14 protein-coding genes are annotated in these 17,447 nt (G+C 73.0%); 1 reads left to right on the forward strand and 13 read right to left on the reverse strand.

The window, feature by feature from the left end; translation table 11 throughout:
• Positions 1 to 6 precede the first annotated feature (6 nt).
• The 13 genes from SMA5143A_RS16740 to SMA5143A_RS16805 all read right to left on the reverse strand — a co-directional run bounded on the left by SMA5143A_RS16740 (position 7) and on the right by SMA5143A_RS16805 (position 16,185).
• On the reverse strand, positions 7 to 702 hold the full coding sequence (locus tag SMA5143A_RS16740; protein WP_107463717.1) for an alpha/beta family hydrolase: 696 nt from the start codon (positions 700 to 702) through the stop codon (positions 7 to 9).
• Entirely contained in the window at positions 699 to 1,718 is a 1,020-nt protein-coding gene (locus SMA5143A_RS16745) for a DUF1295 domain-containing protein (RefSeq protein WP_375136499.1), read from the reverse strand. The genes SMA5143A_RS16740 and SMA5143A_RS16745 overlap by 4 nt, the downstream gene beginning before the upstream one ends.
• Complete coding sequence (locus SMA5143A_RS16755) at positions 1,715 to 3,043, reverse strand: SAM-dependent methyltransferase (RefSeq protein ID WP_107463718.1); 1,329 nt, start codon at positions 3,041 to 3,043, stop codon at positions 1,715 to 1,717. The genes SMA5143A_RS16745 and SMA5143A_RS16755 overlap by 4 nt, the downstream gene beginning before the upstream one ends.
• Positions 3,040 to 4,311 (reverse strand): class I SAM-dependent methyltransferase, encoded by a 1,272-nt coding sequence (locus SMA5143A_RS16760; protein WP_107463719.1) that lies wholly within the window; start codon positions 4,309 to 4,311, stop codon positions 3,040 to 3,042. Before SMA5143A_RS16760 ends, SMA5143A_RS16755 begins: the two co-directional genes overlap by 4 nt.
• On the reverse strand, positions 4,308 to 5,066 hold the full coding sequence (locus SMA5143A_RS16765) for a DUF1365 domain-containing protein (RefSeq protein ID WP_107463720.1): 759 nt from the start codon (positions 5,064 to 5,066) through the stop codon (positions 4,308 to 4,310). The genes SMA5143A_RS16760 and SMA5143A_RS16765 overlap by 4 nt, the downstream gene beginning before the upstream one ends.
• Positions 5,063 to 6,379, reverse strand: coding sequence for an NAD(P)/FAD-dependent oxidoreductase (locus SMA5143A_RS16770; protein WP_107463721.1), 1,317 nt, complete (start codon positions 6,377 to 6,379; stop codon positions 5,063 to 5,065). The genes SMA5143A_RS16765 and SMA5143A_RS16770 overlap by 4 nt, the downstream gene beginning before the upstream one ends.
• A 152-nt stretch (positions 6,380 to 6,531) precedes the next feature.
• Positions 6,532 to 7,269: a flavodoxin family protein gene (locus tag SMA5143A_RS16775; RefSeq protein WP_107463722.1), complete on the reverse strand. Its 738-nt coding sequence runs from the start codon at positions 7,267 to 7,269 to the stop codon at positions 6,532 to 6,534.
• Positions 7,270 to 7,331: 62 nt separating this feature from the next.
• Positions 7,332 to 7,859 (reverse strand): hypothetical protein, encoded by a 528-nt coding sequence (locus SMA5143A_RS16780; protein WP_181361890.1) that lies wholly within the window; start codon positions 7,857 to 7,859, stop codon positions 7,332 to 7,334.
• A gap of 45 nt (positions 7,860 to 7,904) precedes the next feature.
• Positions 7,905 to 10,394, reverse strand: coding sequence for a SpoIIE family protein phosphatase (locus tag SMA5143A_RS16785; protein ID WP_107463723.1), 2,490 nt, complete (start codon positions 10,392 to 10,394; stop codon positions 7,905 to 7,907).
• Between the two features lie 122 nt (positions 10,395 to 10,516).
• Positions 10,517 to 12,127 (reverse strand): phytoene desaturase family protein, encoded by a 1,611-nt coding sequence (locus SMA5143A_RS16790; RefSeq protein WP_107463724.1) that lies wholly within the window; start codon positions 12,125 to 12,127, stop codon positions 10,517 to 10,519.
• A 76-nt stretch (positions 12,128 to 12,203) separates the two neighbouring features.
• Positions 12,204 to 14,489 (reverse strand): serine/threonine-protein kinase, encoded by a 2,286-nt coding sequence (locus SMA5143A_RS16795; RefSeq protein WP_107463725.1) that lies wholly within the window; start codon positions 14,487 to 14,489, stop codon positions 12,204 to 12,206.
• 68 nt (positions 14,490 to 14,557) lie between these two features.
• Complete coding sequence (locus SMA5143A_RS16800; RefSeq protein WP_107463726.1) at positions 14,558 to 15,439, reverse strand: oxygenase MpaB family protein; 882 nt, start codon at positions 15,437 to 15,439, stop codon at positions 14,558 to 14,560.
• Between the two features lie 140 nt (positions 15,440 to 15,579).
• Complete coding sequence (locus tag SMA5143A_RS16805; RefSeq protein WP_258193564.1) at positions 15,580 to 16,185, reverse strand: TetR/AcrR family transcriptional regulator; 606 nt, start codon at positions 16,183 to 16,185, stop codon at positions 15,580 to 15,582.
• A gap of 150 nt (positions 16,186 to 16,335) precedes the next feature.
• On the opposite strand from SMA5143A_RS16805, the gene SMA5143A_RS16810 reads away from it, so the two are divergent.
• Complete coding sequence (locus SMA5143A_RS16810; RefSeq protein WP_258193565.1) at positions 16,336 to 17,367, forward strand: alpha/beta hydrolase; 1,032 nt, start codon at positions 16,336 to 16,338, stop codon at positions 17,365 to 17,367.
• The last annotated feature ends 80 nt before the right edge of the window (positions 17,368 to 17,447 follow it).

Below are 17,447 nucleotides of genomic sequence, written 5' to 3' on the forward strand. Positions count from 1 at the left end.
GCGTGCTCAGAGCACGGGGAAGCCGTCCGTGCCGTAGGACTCCTCGGGGAGGGGGTCCGGTGCGTCGGTGGGGTCGAGGAGGTGGGCGACGAGGGTGGTCGCGGTGCGGTGCCAGAACTGGCGGCGGCGGAGCATCGCGTGGTCGCCGCCGTGGACGACGGCCATGCCGGCGCGTGCCGCCGTGTGCTGGGCCCGGCGCACGCAGTGCGCCGAGTCGGCGGGTGAGGTGATGCGGTCGCGGTCGCCGTGCAGGGCGACGACCTGACGGCCCGTCAGGTGGTCCACGGGCTCGTCCGGCGGCCACCACGGAGCGAGGGCGACGACGCCGGCCACCTGTGGGTGACCGGCGGCGCGCAGGGCGGCGCGGGCGCCCATGGAGTGGCCGAGCAGGACGGTGGGGACGGGGCCGACGCGTGCGCCGAGGTCGTCCAGGGCGAGTTCGGTGTCCCGTACGGGGTCGGCGCGCAGGTCGTTCCAGCCGCGCAGGCGGTAGCGGACCTGGGCGACCAGGACGTCCCGGTCGGGCAGCGCGGCGGACACCGCCCGGACGAAGGGGTCCATCCGCAGCGCGGCGAGCTGCCAGGGGCGGGCGGGGCGGTGGCTCACCGCCTGCCCGCCGTGCAGCACCAGGACGGCCGCCTGCGGCCGGGTCGGGGAGGCCCTCAGGAGGAGGGCCTCCGCCTGCCGCGGTCCGTATGTCATCGTGCTCCCGCCCCACTGTGCTTCCGCTTCGGCGGCCTGGGGAAGAAGCCGCTGGTGCGGGCCTGGTACTCGGTGTAGCCGGGCCGGTCGGCCATGTGCTTCTCCAGCAGCCGTTTGCCGCTGCCCCGGGTGAGCAGCAGGCTCATCACCACCGGTGATACCACGGAGACGGCGCCCGCCGCCGGGGAGTCGCAGGCCGTGAGGAACAGGCCCCACCAGACGCAGAAGTCCCCGAAGTAGTTGGGATGCCGGGTCCACGACCACAGGCCCCGGTCCATGATCCTGCCCTGGTTGGCGGGGTCGGCCTTGAACCGGGCCAGTTGGGCGTCACCGACCGCCTCGAAGCCGAGGCCGACCGCCCACAGCCCCGCGCCGGCCCAGGTGAGGACCGACGGCGGGTCGGGTACGTACTGCGCGGCCTGCACGGGCAGCGACACGAGCCACACCAGGGCGCCCTGGAGCAGGTAGATCATGCGCAGGGCGTAAGCGTTCCGGTTGCCGGGGGCCTTGGACAGGATGGCCTCGTAGCGGGGGTCCTCGCCGTGACCACGGCCCCGGCGGGCGATGTGTGCCGCGAGGCGCAGCCCCCAGATCGCCGTCAGCGCGGTGACCAGCAGCCGCCGCACGGGGTCGCCCTGGCCGGCGGAGGCGACGCAGGTGACGACGGCGACCGCGGTGAAGCCGACGCCCCAGGCGATGTCCACGATCCGGTGCAGACCGAGGGGGTGTTGTGGAAGTCCAGTGCGGTGCCCGCGGTGTCCGGTGCGTGGCCTCGTCGTGCCGGACGAAGGCCCTCGTAGCGGCGCTACGTGGGTCTTTGGCCGGTGCGGCGAGTGGGGGTACCCCCTGCTCGAAGAGCTTGGGGGAGCGTGCCGGGCGCCGTGGGTGCTGTGCGGGACTTCCACAACACCCCCTGGGCGGACCGCGACGGCGAAGGTGACGAGCATGACCGCGAGGGCCGCAACGGCGGACCAGGCGAGGTTCAGCGCGAAGGCGCTCCACGGGAAGTCGCTCACGGCCGCTCCAGCCCCTCGTACCAGGTGTGCGTGGTCGCCGGGAGGCCGCTGTCGCCGCCGGGGCCGGGCCGAACGGCGAGGATCTGGTCGACGCCCATCCGGCCCTCCTCGAACGCCAGGGCCGCCCCCACCAGGTACAGCCGCCACACGCGAGCGGTCTCCTCCCCCACCAGGCGGACGAACCGCTCCCAGCGGTCCTCCAGGGTGCGGTGCCAGGCGCCGATCGTGCGGACGTAGTGCTCGCGCAGCGACTCGGTGTGCCGGACCTCCAGGCCCGCCCCCTCCAGCAGGCCCACCGTCTCGCCCAGGGGGCGCATGTGCATGTCAGGGGCGATGTACGCCTCGATGAAGGGCCCGCCGCCGGGGGCGACCCGGCCGCGGGACATCTGCTGGACCAGCACCCGGCCGCGCGGCCGGACGAGGCGGTGCAGGGCGGCGGTGAACGCCGGGTACTCGGCGTCCCCGACGTGTTCCCCCATCTCGACGGTGGCGACGGCGTCGTAGGGGCCGCCCTCGATGTCGCGGTAGTCCTGGCGGACCACGTCCACCAGGTCGGTCAGACCGCGCTCGCGGACCTGCTCCCGCACATGTGCGGCCTGTTCGCGCGCCAGGGTGACGGCGGTGACCCGGGCGCCGTACCGCTGGGCCGCGTGCAGGGTGAGCGAGCCCCAGCCGCAGCCGATGTCGAGGAGCCGGGCGCCGGGTGCCAGGGCGAGCTTGCGGCAGATCAGCTCCAGCTTGGCCCGCTGGGCGTCGGCGGGCCCGAACTCGGCGTGCTCCGTGGCGTGCTCCGGGGCCCAGTAGCCGCAGGAGTAGGCCATGGTCCCGTCGAGGAGGAGGGCGTAGAAGTCGTTGGAGAGGTCGTAGTGGTGGCTGATGGCGGCCCGGTCGCGGGCCCGGCTGTGCAGTCCGCCGCGGAGCCGGGCCTGGGAGGCGGGGGCGGACGGCCGTGGGCCGAGCGCGCCGAGCCGTACGGCGGTGGTGACGGCGCGCGCCCGGTCGGCGGGTGTGAGTCTCGGCGGGCGCGGACGCAGCTCGCGGTGGGCGGCCCACACCGTGCGCAGGCCGTGCGCGAGGTCGCCCTCGATGTCGAGTTCGCCGGTGACGTACGCCTGGGCGAGGCCCAGTTCGCCGGGCTGCCACAGGAGGCGGCGGAGCGCGCGCCGGGACCGTACGACGACCACGGGGGCGTCGGCCGGGCCGGTCTCGCTGCCGTCCCAGGCGCGCAGCCGCACCGGCAGGGGGCCGCCGAGGACGTCCTCGGCGAGGGCGGTGAGCAGGTGGGCGGCGCCGGAGCGGGCCGTGGTGGGGGCGGTGGTGGTCATCGGCTGGGGCCCTCCTTGGCGAACAGGTAGTGGTGCACGTCGAGGTAGCCGGCCCGGAACCCGGCCTCGGAGTAGGCCAGGTAGAAGGTCCACAGTCTGCGGAAGGTCTCGTCGAAGCCGAGCGCCGCGACGTCGTCGGCGCGCTCGGTGAACCGCTCCCGCCACAGGCGCAGCGTCTCGGCGTAGTGGGCGCCGAAGGCGTCGCGCCGTGCGAGGCGCAGCCGGGTGTGGTCGCGGGCGGTCTCCTCGATCGCGCGGGTGGAGGGGATGCGTCCGCCGGGGAAGACGTACTTGTGGATCCAGGTGAAGGTGTCGCGGGTGGCGAGCATCCGGTCGTGCGGCATGGTGATGGCCTGGAGCGCCACCCGGCCGCCGGGGGCGAGCCGCTCGTCGAGGGCGCGGAAGTACACCGGCCAGAACTCGGCGCCGACCGCCTCGATCATCTCGACGCTGACGACGGCGTCGTACTCCCCCCGTGCCTCGCGGTAGTCGCACAGTTCGACGGAGACCCGCTGGTCCAGGCCCGCGGCGCGGATGCGGTCGCGGGCCAGGTCGCGTTGTTCCCGGGAGAGGGTGAGGGAGGTGACGTGGGCGCCGCGGGCGGCGGCCCGCAGGGCGAGTTCGCCCCAGCCGGTGCCGATCTCCAGCAGCCGGGTGCCCTCGCCGACCTCGGCGAGGTCGAGAAGGCGGTCGATCTTGCGGTGCTGGGCGGCGGCGAGCCGGTCCCGGTGGGCGGGGAAGCCGCGGAAGACGGCGGAGGAGTAGGTGAGGGTGTCGTCGAGGAAGAGGGCGAACAGGTCGTTGGACAGGTCGTAGTGGCGGCTGATGTTGGTGCGGGACCCCTCGGGTGTGTTGCGCTCCTCGTGCGGCTGGCGCGGCGTCCACAGGCCGCGCAGGCGTTGCAGCGGGGCCGGGATCAGTTCGGCGGCGTGGGCGGCGAGCACCGTGAGGGCGCCGACCAGGTCGGGGGCGTCCCACTCGCCGGCCATGTACGACTCGCCGAACCCGACGAGGCCGGAGGTGCCGACGCGGGCGTGGAAGGCGGCCGGGTCGCGCACGTCCAGCAGCGGCCCGCCCAGGCCGACGGTGCCTTGTCCGGCGAGCCGGGACCGCAGCGGCAGGTCGCGCAGGGCCCGCCGGACGAGGGCGGAGGTCACGGCCGTGCGCAGCGGGGAGGAGACGGGGACGGCGGCGACATCGGGCCAGCGCGCGGGATCGACCGGGGCGGTCGGGCCGCCGGGGACGACACGGGGTTCTGCTGTGGTCATGCGGCGTTCTCCGGGATGCGGTGGTCGGGGCGCGGGTGGACGGGCAGTCCCCGCAGGTAGAGGCGTATGCCGTGGGCCCGGATGGCGGCCGACACGGTGAGGGTGGACCAGGGGTGGCGCGCCGCCAGCCGCAGCAGGGTCCGCGCGGTCGCCTCGTGCCGGGTGCCCCGGACGGTGGCGGTGAGCGTGCGGCCCTCCTCGCGGTCCAGGTGGACGGTCAGGTCGAGCCGCGTTCCGGGCGACGGCAGCCGCATGCGGTAGCGGCCGTCGACCGGGAGGAACGGCGAGACGTAGAACTCCTTGTCGGCGCGGTACGGCCCGCCGGCCGTGCCGGTGCCGTCGGCGGGCAGGAGGTAGCAGTGGCGTCCGCCGTAGGTGTTGTGGACCTCCGCGACGACGCAGCGCAGTTCGCCGTCGGGTCCGTGGCACCAGAACAGGGTGAGCGGGTTGAACACGTATCCGAGTACGCGCGCGTGGGTGAGCATCAGCACTCGGCCGCCGTCGAGGCGCACGCCCCGCTCGGCGAGGAACGCGTCGAGGCCGGCCCGGATGGAGGGCTGGTCGCCGGTGAAGTGGTCCCGCGGGTCGAACCGGGCCAACGGCCGCAGGAGGCGGGGCAGTAGGGGCGGACGGTCGGGGTCGAGGAACCACAGGTAGGTGCGGTGCCGCAGCGCGTAGCTCCGGGGCGTGGTCCGTACGTGGGCGATCACGCAGGAGTAGAGGGCGGGGGCGGCGGAGTCCGGTACGGCGTTCACCAGCGCGCTCCCAGGGCCGCGGCGGCCTCGACGCCCGAGCGGCAGCCGTCCTCGTGGAACCCCCACCCGTGGTAGGCGCCGGCGAAGGCGCAGACCCCGCTGTTCAGTTCCGGCAGCCGCCGCTGGGCGGCCACCGACTCGGAGGTGTGGACGGGGTGTTCGTAGACCATGCGGGCCAGGACCCGGCCGGGGTCGACACGGTCCTCGCCGCCCAGCGTGACCACGAACGTCTCGGCGGCGTCCAGGCGTTGCAGCCGGTTCATGTCGTAGCTGACCCGTACCCGGTCGGCGCCCGCGTCGCAGGACGGCAGCAGATGGTTCCAGGAGGCGCGGGCGCCCCGGGACCGCGGCAGCAGCCGGGGGTCGGTGTGCAGGAGGGTGGTGTTGCGGGAGTAGCGGAACGCGCCCAGTACGTCCCGCTCCGCCTCGGTCGGGTCGGCCAGCGTCCGCAGCGCCTGGTCCGGGTGGACCGCGATCACGACGGCGTCGTACGACTCGGTGGTGCCGTCGGCGGCCGTCACCGAGGCGCCGTCGGCATGGCGTCGTACGGCTCGGACGGGGGTGCCGGTGCGGACCTCGTCGATGTGTTTGGCGACGCGGTCGACGTACTCGCGCGATCCGCCGGTGACCGTGCGCCACACCGGTGAGCCGCCCACCGACAGCAGTCCGTGGTGTTCGAGGAAGCGGAACAGATAGGCGGCCGGGTAGCGCTGGGCGGTGGCGGCGTCGCAGGACCAGACGGCGGAGACGACCGGGGTCATGAAATGGGTGCGGAAGTAGGCGGAGAAGCCCTCCCGGTCCAGGAACTCCCCCAGGGTGAGCGGCGGATCACCACCCCGGGCGAGCAGTCGCCGGGCCGCCCGGTGGAAGAGGGGCACCTCCGCCAGGAGCCGCAGATAGCGGCCGCGCAGCAGGTTGCCGGGGCGGGCGAACAGTCCGGCGGGGCCCCGGGCGCCGGCGTACTCCAGTCCGCACCCCTCGCATCGGACCGACATGCTCATGTCCGACTCCTGCGTGGTGACGCCGAGTTCGTCGAAGAGTCGCAGCAGCCGTGGATAGGTGCGCCGGTTGTGCACGATGAACCCGGAGTCGACGCGGTGCACACGTCCGTCGTGCGCCGAGGTCAGCTCGTGGGTGTGCGCGTGTCCGCCGAGCCGGTCGTCGGCCTCGTACAGGGTGATGTGCCCGGCCCGCCCCAGGATGTACGCGGCCGTCAGGCCGGCCACCCCGGCGCCCACCACGGCCGTGCGCCGTCCGTACCGTGCCGTGTGCTCCGAGTCGTGCGGAGCCTTCCCTCTGTCCCGCGGATCCATCGCCTCTGCCTCCCACCCTGCGTGCTCCGGTTCTCGCGTAATCCGGAGCAGGTCGGGCGGTGGATTGGCACAGCGGTGAATCTTGTGGCTGCGGGCGGGGACGGACGGGCCGCGCGGGCCGCCGGGACCCTCGTGACCTGCGACGAAAGGGGTCAGCGGTGCTCGGGGTTCTCCGCACCCGGGCGGCAGCCCGCGTCCCACTGGGTGCGCTGGTTGCCGTGGGCGGGCATGCCTCCGGCGCGCTTCAGCAGGGCTGCCATGTGCATGAGGTTCCAGGTCATGAAGGCGGTGTTGCGGTTGGTGAAGTCGTTCTCCGGTCCGCCCGAGCCCGGGTCCAGGTACGACGGTCCGGGGCCGGCCGCGCCGATCCAGCCGGCGTCGGCCTGGGGCGGGATCGTGTAGCCGAGGTGCTGGAGGCTGTAGAGGACGTTCATGGCGCAGTGCTTGACGCCGTCCTCGTTGCCGGTGATCAGGCAGCCGCCGACGCGGCCGTAGTACGCGTACTGTCCCTGCTCGTTGAGTTCGCTGGAGCAGGCGTACAGGCGCTCGATCACCTTCTTGGTCACCGAGCTGTTGTCGCCGAGCCAGATCGGCCCGGCGACGACCAGGATGTCCGCGGCCATCACCTGCTCGTACAGGGCCGGCCACTCGTCCGTCGCGAAACCGTGCTCGGTCATGTCCGGGTAGACACCGGGCGCGATGTCGTGGTCGACGGCACGGACCTCGGAGGTGGTGACCCCGCGCGACATCATGATGGCCGCGCTCTTGTCGATGAGGCCCTGGGTGTGGCTGAGCTGCGGGGACGGCTTCAGCGTGCAGTTGATGAACAGGGCGGTCAGGTCGTCGAAACGGTACGGCTGGTCAGCGGCGGGCGCCGAAGGAGCTGTCATGGGGTCAGCGTCTCGCGCGACATCCGACTTGTCCCACTCCGACGCACCGCCCGTAGGTCACCTCAGCTCCGGCGCAGCGGACCGAAGAAGGTGCGCAGGTCGGTGACGAGCAGGTCGGGGGCGTCGTGGGCCGCCCAGTGACCGCCGCGGTCGAACCGCGACCAGGAGACGATGTTCTTGTGGTCGCGCTCGGCGAATTTGCGGACCGGGCTTAAGTCGTGGGCGAAGCTCGCCAGCCCCGTCGGCGCGGTGGTCGGCTCCGTGGGGTGCTCGGTGTGGCGGTCCTCCCAGTACAGCCGGGCCGAGGAGGCGCCGGTGTTGGTCAGCCAGTAGATCGTGGCGATGGTCAGCACGGTGTCGGGGTCCACGGCGGTGCCCAGCAGCTGGCCGATCCAGGCGAGCTGGCCGGCCGGCGAGTCGGCGAGCGCGTGGGCCAGGTTCTGCGGCTTGGTGGCCTGTAGTTCGGCGTACGCCGACATCTCGGTGTTGAACGACTGCAGGAACCCCAGCAGCCCCATCTCCTCCTCGGTCAGGCCCTCGAACTCGCCCGGCGTGCCGTCGGGGAAGGAGAAGATCTGGTCGACGTGCACGCCGATGACGTTGTCCGGGTTCTGCCGGGCACCTCTTCCGCGCGGTCAGCCGTAGGCGTCCTCCCCCTCCGGGCCGGGCACGCGGATCATCAGCAGCGTCACGTCGTCGTCATGGGCGGCCGGGTCCGGCAGGAGGGTGGTGATCAGCCGGTCCGCGGCCCGGTCGAGGAGCTCCGGGTCGTCGGGGGCGCCCTTCAGCGCCAGGTCGAGGGTGTGGGTGAGGACGTCGATCTGGACCTCGATGTCGGTGCCCGGTCTCTCCACGAGTCCGTCGGTGTAGAGCACGAGGGTGCTGCCGGGCGGCAGCGGCTGGGTGGACTCCTCGAACGGCACCCCGCCGCCCAGGTCGTTGACGCCGAGCGGCACTCCGACCGGGTTCCACAGCCGGCGAGCGGCCCCGTCCGGGGGCAGGGCGATGACGGGCAGATGCCCGGCCGAGCACAGGGTGACCTCGTCCGCCTCCTGGTCCATCACGAGGTAGACGCAGGTGACGAGCTGGTCCGCGAGGTCGCTGACGAAGGCGTCGAGGGCGGTCATGAGCCGGCTGGGCGTGGCGCCGGTGCGGGCCAGCGCGTGGGAGGCGGCGCGCAGCTGCCCCATGACGGCCGCCGCCTCCAGGCCCCGGCCCATCACGTCGCCGACGATGACGCCGGTGCGGCGTTCGCCGAGGGGGATGACGTCGAACCAGTCCCCGCCGACCCCGGGGTCCTGGACGGAGGCCAGGTAGCGGTGCGCGCTGGGCAGGTGCGGAAGTCGGGGCGGGTCCCCCATGAGGCTGTGCTGGAGGGTGTAGGCGATGTGCCGGTGCTGCTCGTAGCGTTCGGCGCGGGCGGCCTCCGCCAGTCTGCGCTCGGTGATGTCCCGCACGGTCAGGACCACCAGGGTCTCCTGTTCGGCCTGGAGTCTGCTGACGCTCACCTCGACGGGGAACTCGGAGCCGTCGGGGTGCCGCCCGTACAGGTCCCGGTCCACGACGGTCGGCCGGGGATCGCGCAGGCGCAGGTAGGCGCTCAGCAGGGCGCTGTGCCGTCGGCGCCGTGCGTGGGGCACGAGTCGGACGACGTCGTGGCCGACGAGGTCGCCGGACGCGAGGCCGAACAGGCGTTCCACCTGGGCGTTGGCCATGACGATGGTGCCGTCGCCGTCCGTGATGAGCGTGGCGTCGGGCGCGGATTCCAGGAGGGAGAGGAAGCGCCGCCGGGCCCGCTGGACCTCGCGCTGGGCAGCGACACGCTCGGTGATGTCAGTGATCACCCCGCACACGGCGTAGGGCTTGCCGTTGGCGTCGTTCAGCGGGAACAGGGAGCTGAGGACGTCCCGGTCGCCCTCCGGCAACTTGATCAGCTCCTCGCGCTGTACGGGGGCGCCCCGGGCGAGCATGGCGAGGTCGGCGGCGCGGGCCTGACGTGCCAGGTCGGGCGGCAGGACGTCCTCGTCCCGCAGGCCCATCACCTGGTCACGGGACAGGCCCGTGCTCGCCTCGAACGTCGTGTTGACGGCCAGGAAGCGGCCCTCCAGGTCCTTGATGAACACCACCGCCGGTGTGTGGTCCATGAAGGCCTGGAGGAGTTCGTTCTGCCGTACCTGCCACTCGGCGCGGGCATGGGCCTCCTCGACGCGGCGGCCCACCGCCGCGGCCGCGAGGACGACGGCCGTGAACACGGCGGCATGGCCCGCGACGAGCAGCGCGGTGCCCAGCCGCGGGCCGAAGAGGTCCGCGTCCTCGCCCACGAGGACGGCCCAGCCGAGCAGCGGCGGGACGACGAGGACGGTGGCGAACAGGCGGCGCCCGAGAGCGCCGGTGGTGCCCGCGTTCATCAGCAGTCCCGCGAGGCCCTCGTCCGGCCGGGCCAGGAACGCGGCGGTGCCCAGCAGCACCAGGGCGATCGCGGTGTGCAGGGCCATGCCGGTGTAGGGGCCGAACCGTTCCAGCTCGGTCACGGCGTAGGCGGCCCCGTACAGCCGCAGCATGCCGAGGCCGAGGACGGCGAGGCCGGGGACCTGGCTGGTCCAGGCGGGTGCCCGGGGTGTGGCCGCGGACAGGGCGGCGGCTCCCCCGAGGACCAGGGCCGCGGCCGCGTTCGGTGACATCCGCCCGGGTGTCCCGGTGCCGACCCCGGCGGTGTCGTCGTCGAAGAGGAGTTCGTCGAGGCCGAGTCCCCTCCCGGTCAGGTATTCGAGCACGGTGAGTCCGCCGACGAGGAGGGCCGGGAGAGCGGCGACGCGGGCCGTGGTGAGCGTCCGCCCGCCGACGGGGCGGCGGGCGGCCAGGAAGAGGGACAGGCCGAGGGTCAGGACCGCCACCGCGGTGTTCGCCTTCATGGAGACGTCGACGCCGGGCAGCGGGCTCTTGAGCGCGTCGGCGTCGACGATCCATCCGGTCAGGCTCAGCGCTCCGAACAGGGCGGCCAGCAGGGCGGCGATCCGAGCCCCCGCCCGGGCGGCGGTCAGGACCGGGGCGTGGAACGGCAGGCCCCCGGCCTGCGTCGCTCCACCCGCGCCGGGCGGCTGGGACGCCCGCTGCTCTCCCGTCACCGCGTACTCAACTCTGTGGACGAAGCCGTATCCGCACACTCGGCTCGGGTGCGGAAGGAAGGTACCTACAGCGTCGCCCGCCCGGCCGGAATGCGCGATCGAGAGCGGAGGTCGTCCACGGGTCAGGACGGGCCGTCGAGGGCCTCCAGCACGGCCATCGCCGCGTTGTGTCCCGGCACCCCGCTGACCCCGCCGCCGCGTACGGCGCCCGCGCCGCACAGGAGCACGTTCGGGTGGCGGGTCTCCACGCCCCAGCGTCCGGTGTCCTCGTGGGTGTGGGGCCAGGCGAGGGCGCGGTGGAAGATGTTGCCGCCGGGCAGACCGAGGTCGCGTTCCAGGTCGAGGGGGGTCCTGGCCTCGATGCAGGGGCGGCCGTCGGCGTCGGTGGCGAGGCAGTCGGCGAGGGGCTCGGCGAGATGGGCGTCGAGCTGGGCGAGGGTCGACTTCAGGAGTTCCTCGCGCACGGCGTCGTTGTCGGCCTCGAACAGCCTCGCGGGGGTGTGCAGCCCGAACAGGGTGAGCGTCTGGTAGCCCTGCTCGACCAGGTCCGGGCCGAGGATCGTCGGGTCGGTGAGGGAGTGGCAGTAGATCTCGGAGGGCGGTGCCTCGGGGAGCCGGCCCGCGGCGGCCTGCGCGTAGGAGGCCGCCAGCTGGTCGTAGCCCTCGGCGATGTGGAACGTGCCGGAGAACGCCTCGCGCGGGTCGACGGACCCGTCCCGGAGCCTCGGGAGCCGCTTGAGCAGCATGTTCACCTTGAGCTGTGCGCCCTCGGCGGGCGCCGGCGGCGTGTCGCCGGTCAGCTTCGCGAGTTCCCGGGGTGAGGCGTTGACCAGGACGTGCCGGGCGGCGACGGTGCCTTCGCCGTCCGGTGTCCGGTAGGTGATCTCGGCGGACCGGCCGTCGGTCGCGATGTTCCGTACCTCGTGGCCGGTGGCGAGGACCGCTCCGGCCGCGCGGGCGGTGGCGGCGAGGGCGTCCGTGAGGGCGCCCATGCCCCCGACGGGGACGTCCCAGGCTCCGGTGCCGCCGCCGATCACGTGGTAGAGGAAGCAGCGGTTCTGGCTGAGGGTGGGGTCGTGGGCGTCCGCGAAGGTGCCGATCAGGGCGTCGGTGAGGACGACGCCGCGCACCAGGTCGTCGTGGAAGGCCGACTCCACGGCGACGCCGATCGGCTCCTCGAAGAGGGCCCGCCAGGCGTCCTCGTCGTCGATGCGGGCCCGTAGCTCGCCCCTGGTGGGCAGCGGCTCGGTGAGAGTGGGGAAGACGCGTTCGGCGACATGGCCCGTCATGCCGTAGAAGCGCTGCCAGGACTCGTACTCGCGCCCCGAACCGGTCAGTCGTGCGAACGCCTCCCGGGTGCGGCGCTCGCCGCCGCCGACCAGCAGACCGGTGGGGCGGCCGTCGCGTTCGACGGGGGTGTACGAGGAGATCGTGCGGCCCCGGACGCGGAAGTCGAGGTCGAGGTCCCGGACGATCTTCTTGGGCAACAGGCTGACCAGGTAGGAGTACCGCGACAGGCGGGCGTCGACCCCGGTGAAGGGGCGGGTGGAGACGGCGGCGCCGCCCGTGTGCCCGAGCCGCTCCAGGACCAGCACGGACCGCCCGGCGCGGGCCAGGTAGGCGGCGGCGACCAGGCCGTTGTGGCCGCCTCCGACGATCACCGCGTCGTAGGAGTCGTGGGGTCGGGGTCCGGGGCGGCCGGGGTGCGCATCTGGGGCGGGGGTGGCAGGCATGGCTCTTGGTAACACGCGTCGATCGGGGTCGGCCAGGGGGCCGGGGCAGGTGGACCAACGCCGGCGCGCCTGGGGGTCAGGCGCCGCCGAGTGCCCGCTGCTGCCGTAGGGCCGCCACCCTGCGGTACAGCCGCACCGCTTCCGGGCCCCGGCCGAGTTGCTCCAGGCAGTGGGCCTCGTCGTTGCGGCTGGCGAGGGCGTCGGGGTGGTCGGCGCCGAGGATCCGTTCGCGGGCGTCGGCGACGCCCCGGTACTCGGTGAGGGCGTCGGCCCAGCGCCCGAGCCAGCCGAGGCCGACGGCGACCTCACGGCGGCTGACCAGGGTGTCGGGATGGTCGGGGCCGAGGACGCGCTCGCGCAGGGCGCACACGTCGCGGGACTCGGCAAGGGCCTCCTCCCAGCGGCCGAGCCGGCCGAGGTTGACGCCGAGGCCGTGGCGGGCGCGCAGCGTCTCGGGATGGTCGGGGCCGTGGACCCGGGCGCGGTCGTCGACGAGGGCGCGGTAGAGGGGCAGGGCCCGGGTGCTGTGGCCGAGCCTGCCGAGGCTGATGCCGACCTCGTGGCGGGCGGCGAGGGTGTCGGGGTGGTCGGGGCCGAGGGCCTGGGAGCGGGCCTCGGCGACCTCCTCGTAGGTCTGGAGCGCCTCGGGCCAGCGGCCCAGCTGGCCGAGCGCCCAGGCGACCTCGAAGCGGGTGACGAGGGTGTCGGGGTGGTTGGCGCCGAGGACGCGGGTGCGGGCGGCGGCGACCTCGCTCGCCGTGCGGTACGCGTCCTCCAGCAGGCCGAGCCTGCTGAGGGTGAAGGCGAGGTTGTGGCGGCAGCGCAGGGTGTCCGGATGGTCGGGGCCGGCGAGGCGCTCCCGGGTGGCGAGCACGGACGCGTACGCCTGGTGGGCCTCCTGGTGGCGGCCCAGCTGGCCGAGGACGTACGCCATCTCCTGCCGGGCGGCGAGCGTGTCGGGGTGGTCGGCGCCGAGGAACCGCTCGCGGGCGTGGGCGACATGGGCGAACTCGCGCAGCGCGTCGGCGGGGCGGCCGGTGCGGCTCAGGGTGAAGCCGACCTCGTAGCGGCTGGCCAGGGTGTCGGGGTGGTCCGCTCCGAGGGCGTGCTCCCGTTCGGCGGCGACCGCCCGGTGCACCTCCCCGGCCTCCGTCCAGCGGCCGAGGCGGCCCAGGCTCAGGCCCGCGTTGTGCCGCCCGGCCAGGGTGGCGATCAACGCCGGTGAGGGGGTGGGCCGTTCGGTGCGTACGGGTTCCTCGGAGCGTACGGCGGCAGGGCGGGCGATCCACTCACCGGTGAGACCGGCGGAGGCGTCCGGCGGGGTGAGGCGCAGTCCGGTGCCGGTGGCCTTGTGGCCGGTGGTCATGCCCTGGGTCCAGGACGGCAGCCGGGGCTCGCGCGCCGCGGCCGGCTCGGGGCGGGCCGGGGGCCGCGGGGTCACGGGTACGGGGTCGGGCGTGGTGTCGGGCGTAGGGGCGCGGCCGGGGCCGCCCGAGGGTGCCGGAGCCGGCGTCGTCCGGCCCTCGTCGATGCGGCGGCCCAGCTCGCGGGCGTCCTGGGGGCGGGCCTCCGGCTGCTTGGCCAGCAGGTCCAGGATGAGCCGCTCCAGGTACGCGGGGAGGTCCTCGCGGTGGCTGCGCGGGGGCAGGGGCACGGTGTCGCGGTGGCCCATGAGGACCGCCCAGGGGTCGTCCAGGTCGAACGGCGGTACCCCGGTGGCGATCTCGTAGAGGACGCAGCCGAACGAGTACAGGTCGCTGCGCCGGTCGACCTGGCCGCCGCTGATCTGTTCCGGCGACATGTAGTGGGGGGTGCCCATCGCGATGCCGGTGCCGGTGAGGCGGGAGGTGAAGGTGACGTCGCGGCCGAGGCGGGCGATCCCGAAGTCGCAGATCTTCACCGTGCCGTCGGTGAGCCGCATGATGTTGGCGGGTTTCAGGTCGCGGTGCACGATGCCCCGCCGGTGGGTGTAGGCGAGGGCGGAGGCCACCTGTCCGGCCACCTCGACGACATCGGCGACGGGCAGCGGATGGTGTTTGTTGTCCTCCAGGAGCTGGCTGAGGTTGCGGCCCTCCAGCAGTTCCATCACGAGGAACAGCACTCCGTCGGACTCGCCGAAGTCATGGACGACGGTCACTCCCCGGTGCTGGAGTCCGGCGGCGACGCGCGCCTCCCGCCGGAACCGCTCGCGGAGCACACTGACGACGGACTGGTCCGGCCGGGTGTTGACGGGTTTGAGGCACTTGACCGCGACCTGGCGGTCCAGTGACTCGTCTCTGGCACGCCAGACCTCGCCCATGCCGCCACGCCCGATCAGATCGAGCAGCCGGTACCGGCCCTGGATCAGCGTGGTGTCCGTCATCGCCAACGATCGCCCCCGTCCGTACGGACCCGCCCTCCCCTGACGTGTCCGATGTCCAGTATGGCGACCTATCTCATGACTTTGTACGGTGCCGGGCGGGTGTCGGGACCGAGCCGCGCCATCGCCTTCAGGATGTGCTTGGGCGGGAGCTGCCAGCGCAGACGTGCGGGAACGCGGCGCAGCAGGGTGCCGGCGCGCCGCAGGCGGCGGGTGACGACCGCCGGCGCGGGGGCCGGTCTGCCGTACAACTCGTGGGCGTACGGCGGCAGGGAGGCGTACGCGAGGTCGGCCACGCGCCGCCAGAGCGCTTCGCGTGCCGGTACGAGCAACGGGTGGGTGGGCGGGCGGCGCAGGAAGTCGTCCACGTCGCGTGCCTCCGGTCCGGCGGCCAGTTCGGAGCGGACCCGTTCGAAGTACGCGGTCAACTCGGCGCGACTGCCGGGCGCGTCGGCCGGGTCGAGTCCTACCAGGCGGGCGCTGACGCGGTGTTCGGCCACGTACCGGTCGGCGGCCTTCTCGCCGAGGGGGAAGCCGGAGCGGAGCAGGATGTGCACATAGGAGTCGATCTCGGCGCAGTGCACCCACAGCAGCAGTCCGGGTTCGTCGACGCCGTACCGCTCCCCCGTGTGCGGGTCGGTGGCGGTGAGCATGCTGTGGATCTTCCGGACGCGGGCGGCGGCCCGCTCGGCGGCGTCCGTGGTGCCGTACGAGACGGTGCCGACGAAGTCCGCCGTGCGCAGCAGCCGGCCCCAGGCGTCCTTGCGGAAGTCGGAGTTCTGCATGACGCCGCGTACCGCCCGGGGGTGCAGGGCCTGGAGGTAGAGGGCGCGGACCCCGGCGATCCACATCATGGGATCGCCGTGCGTCTGCCAGGTCACCGAGTCGGGCCCGAAGAGTCCGGGGTCGCCCCGGTGCGGGGCGCCCACGCCTTCGGGTCGGGTCACGGTCATGTGAGGTCACCTCGGATGGCTGTCGGCTCGCACGGCTGGTCGACCGTTCAGCATCATCCCCCCAGAGGGAGACAGAGCGGAAGGTGCTGGTGACCGTGCCCGACAGGCAGGTCACCCGCTCGTGGTCGGGTGTGCTCGGGTCAGCGCCGGGTATTCCGCTGCGTGTCCTGATCGGTGGCGGGCAGCAGTGCCTTCACGTGCCGCCACGCCTGTTCGACGGTGAGCGTGCTGTCGCCCGTCAGCAGGGCCACGCTCAGCCCTTCCATGAGGGCGACCACTCGCTGGGTGAGCGTGTCGACTTCGTCGGTCAGCTCGCCGAGGATCCGGGCGATATCAGCGCGCCAGGCGGCGTCGAACTCGAGCTGAGCCTCGCGCAGGGCGGGCTCGCGCATCACCCGCGGCCACAGCTCGACCCAGAGCAGCCAGCGGGGGTCACCGGCGGCACGAGGGAAGTTGAGCATGCACAGGCTGTGCAGCCGCTCCTCGGCCGAGCTGTCGGACTCCAGCAGAAGTGCCCGCTGCTCCGCCAGTTCGCCCTCGCTCCAGCGGAGCAGCTCCAGGAGCAGCCCGCTCTTACTGCCGAAGTAGTAGGAGAGGTGACCGGCGCTCGTGTCCAGGCGCCGCCCGAGCTCGGAGAGGCTCAGGTCAGCCAGGCCGCGCTCGACGAGCAGCGCCCACGCCTCCTCCATGACCCGCTCGCGCGGACGCTCGAGTCGGCGGCGTCGCCTGAGGTTTTGTCTGGTCACCTCTTGACTCTAGCCACGGGGAGCCCCACATTGGCGCGAGGCCCATTTTGAAAGCCTTTCAAACCGAGGAGTCGTTATGGCATCGCCCCCCGGCGAGATCACCGCCGAGCCTCCCGACCGGGCGTCGTCATCGCGTTGTGCCATTGAGAATTGCGCAACCGACAGGGGGCCGCAGTGAAGGTCAGTCAGCACGACAGCCTCGATCCTGAGCTACGGGCACCGTTGGAAGAGCTCCTCGAGAACTTCCCCGGTGGGGTGTGTGCCATCGAGGACCTGGCGGAGCGTAGGCGTATCGATGCCACGCATGCGGCCGAGATGGCCGAGGTGGTCAAGGCAGCCCAGACATGCTCCACCGAGGACGTTCGGGTGCCAGGTCCGGTGGGGTGCGCAGACGTACCCGTTCGCATCTACCGGCCCAGGCGGCTTGAGCCGGCCTCGCCCGCGGTGTTCTTCATCCACGGCGGCGGGATGTGCCTCGGTGACATCGACTTCGAGCACGGAGCGGCCGTGAAGATCTGCGAGGAACTCGGGGTACTCGTCGTCTCCACCGGCTACCGCAAGGCGCCCGAACATCCGCACCCGGCACAGGTCGACGACTGCTACGCCGCCCTCAGCTGGATGAGCAACCACGCGACATCCCTGAACTTCGACCCAGGACGGTTGGCGGTCTTCGGGGGAAGCGCGGGCGGCAACCTGGCCCTTGCCACTGCCCTCAAGGCGAGAGACCTCGCAGGACCCGCACTCTCCTATGTCATGGCCCTCTATCCGATGGTCGACCACCGCAACACCACACCGTCGGCTCACGAGGTCACGGAGATCGGGGTGTGGGACCGAGGGACCAACGTCGAGGCCTGGGAGTGGTTCCTCGCCGGGCAGGAGCCCGACGGATATGCCGCTCCGCTGCACGCGGAGGACCTGGCCGGCTTGCCGCCCACGTTCATCGACGTCGGAACCGCCGATGTCTTCCGGGACGAGGACCTCGCCCTGGCGCAGCGGCTCCTCGCCGCAGGTGTCACCACAGAGCTACACGTCTACCCCGGCGTCTACCACGCTGCGGAGCACTACGCACCCGACGCGGAAGTGGCCCGCCACATGTGGACGGTCCGGTTCCGGGCGCTTCGCAGGGCTCTCGGCATTCAGCCGGTTCGAATCGACCCCGATGGGAGTAGTCATGACAGTTGATCATCGGCGTCGACCCTGAGAGGGCGTTTCCTCACGATGCGTCGCCGGGCGTGAGGAGAAGGTGCTCCTCACGCCCGGCG

This window comes from Streptomyces sp. MA5143a, assembly GCF_900290235.1.
In the GTDB taxonomy this organism is placed as follows: domain Bacteria; phylum Actinomycetota; class Actinomycetes; order Streptomycetales; family Streptomycetaceae; genus Streptomyces.

Coding starts and splice junctions, on each gene's coding strand:
- SMA5143A_RS16740 (WP_107463717.1), bottom strand. CDS start 702: ATGACATACGGACCGCGGCAGGCGGAGGCCCTCCTCCTGAGGGCCTCC.
- SMA5143A_RS16755 (WP_107463718.1), bottom strand. CDS start 3,043: ATGACCACCACCGCCCCCACCACGGCCCGCTCCGGCGCCGCCCACCTG.
- SMA5143A_RS16760 (WP_107463719.1), bottom strand. CDS start 4,311: ATGACCACAGCAGAACCCCGTGTCGTCCCCGGCGGCCCGACCGCCCCG.
- SMA5143A_RS16770 (WP_107463721.1), bottom strand. CDS start 6,379: ATGGATCCGCGGGACAGAGGGAAGGCTCCGCACGACTCGGAGCACACG.
- SMA5143A_RS16775 (WP_107463722.1), bottom strand. CDS start 7,269: ATGACAGCTCCTTCGGCGCCCGCCGCTGACCAGCCGTACCGTTTCGAC.
- SMA5143A_RS16790 (WP_107463724.1), bottom strand. CDS start 12,127: ATGCCTGCCACCCCCGCCCCAGATGCGCACCCCGGCCGCCCCGGACCC.
- SMA5143A_RS16795 (WP_107463725.1), bottom strand. CDS start 14,489: ATGACGGACACCACGCTGATCCAGGGCCGGTACCGGCTGCTCGATCTG.
- SMA5143A_RS16800 (WP_107463726.1), bottom strand. CDS start 15,439: ATGACCGTGACCCGACCCGAAGGCGTGGGCGCCCCGCACCGGGGCGAC.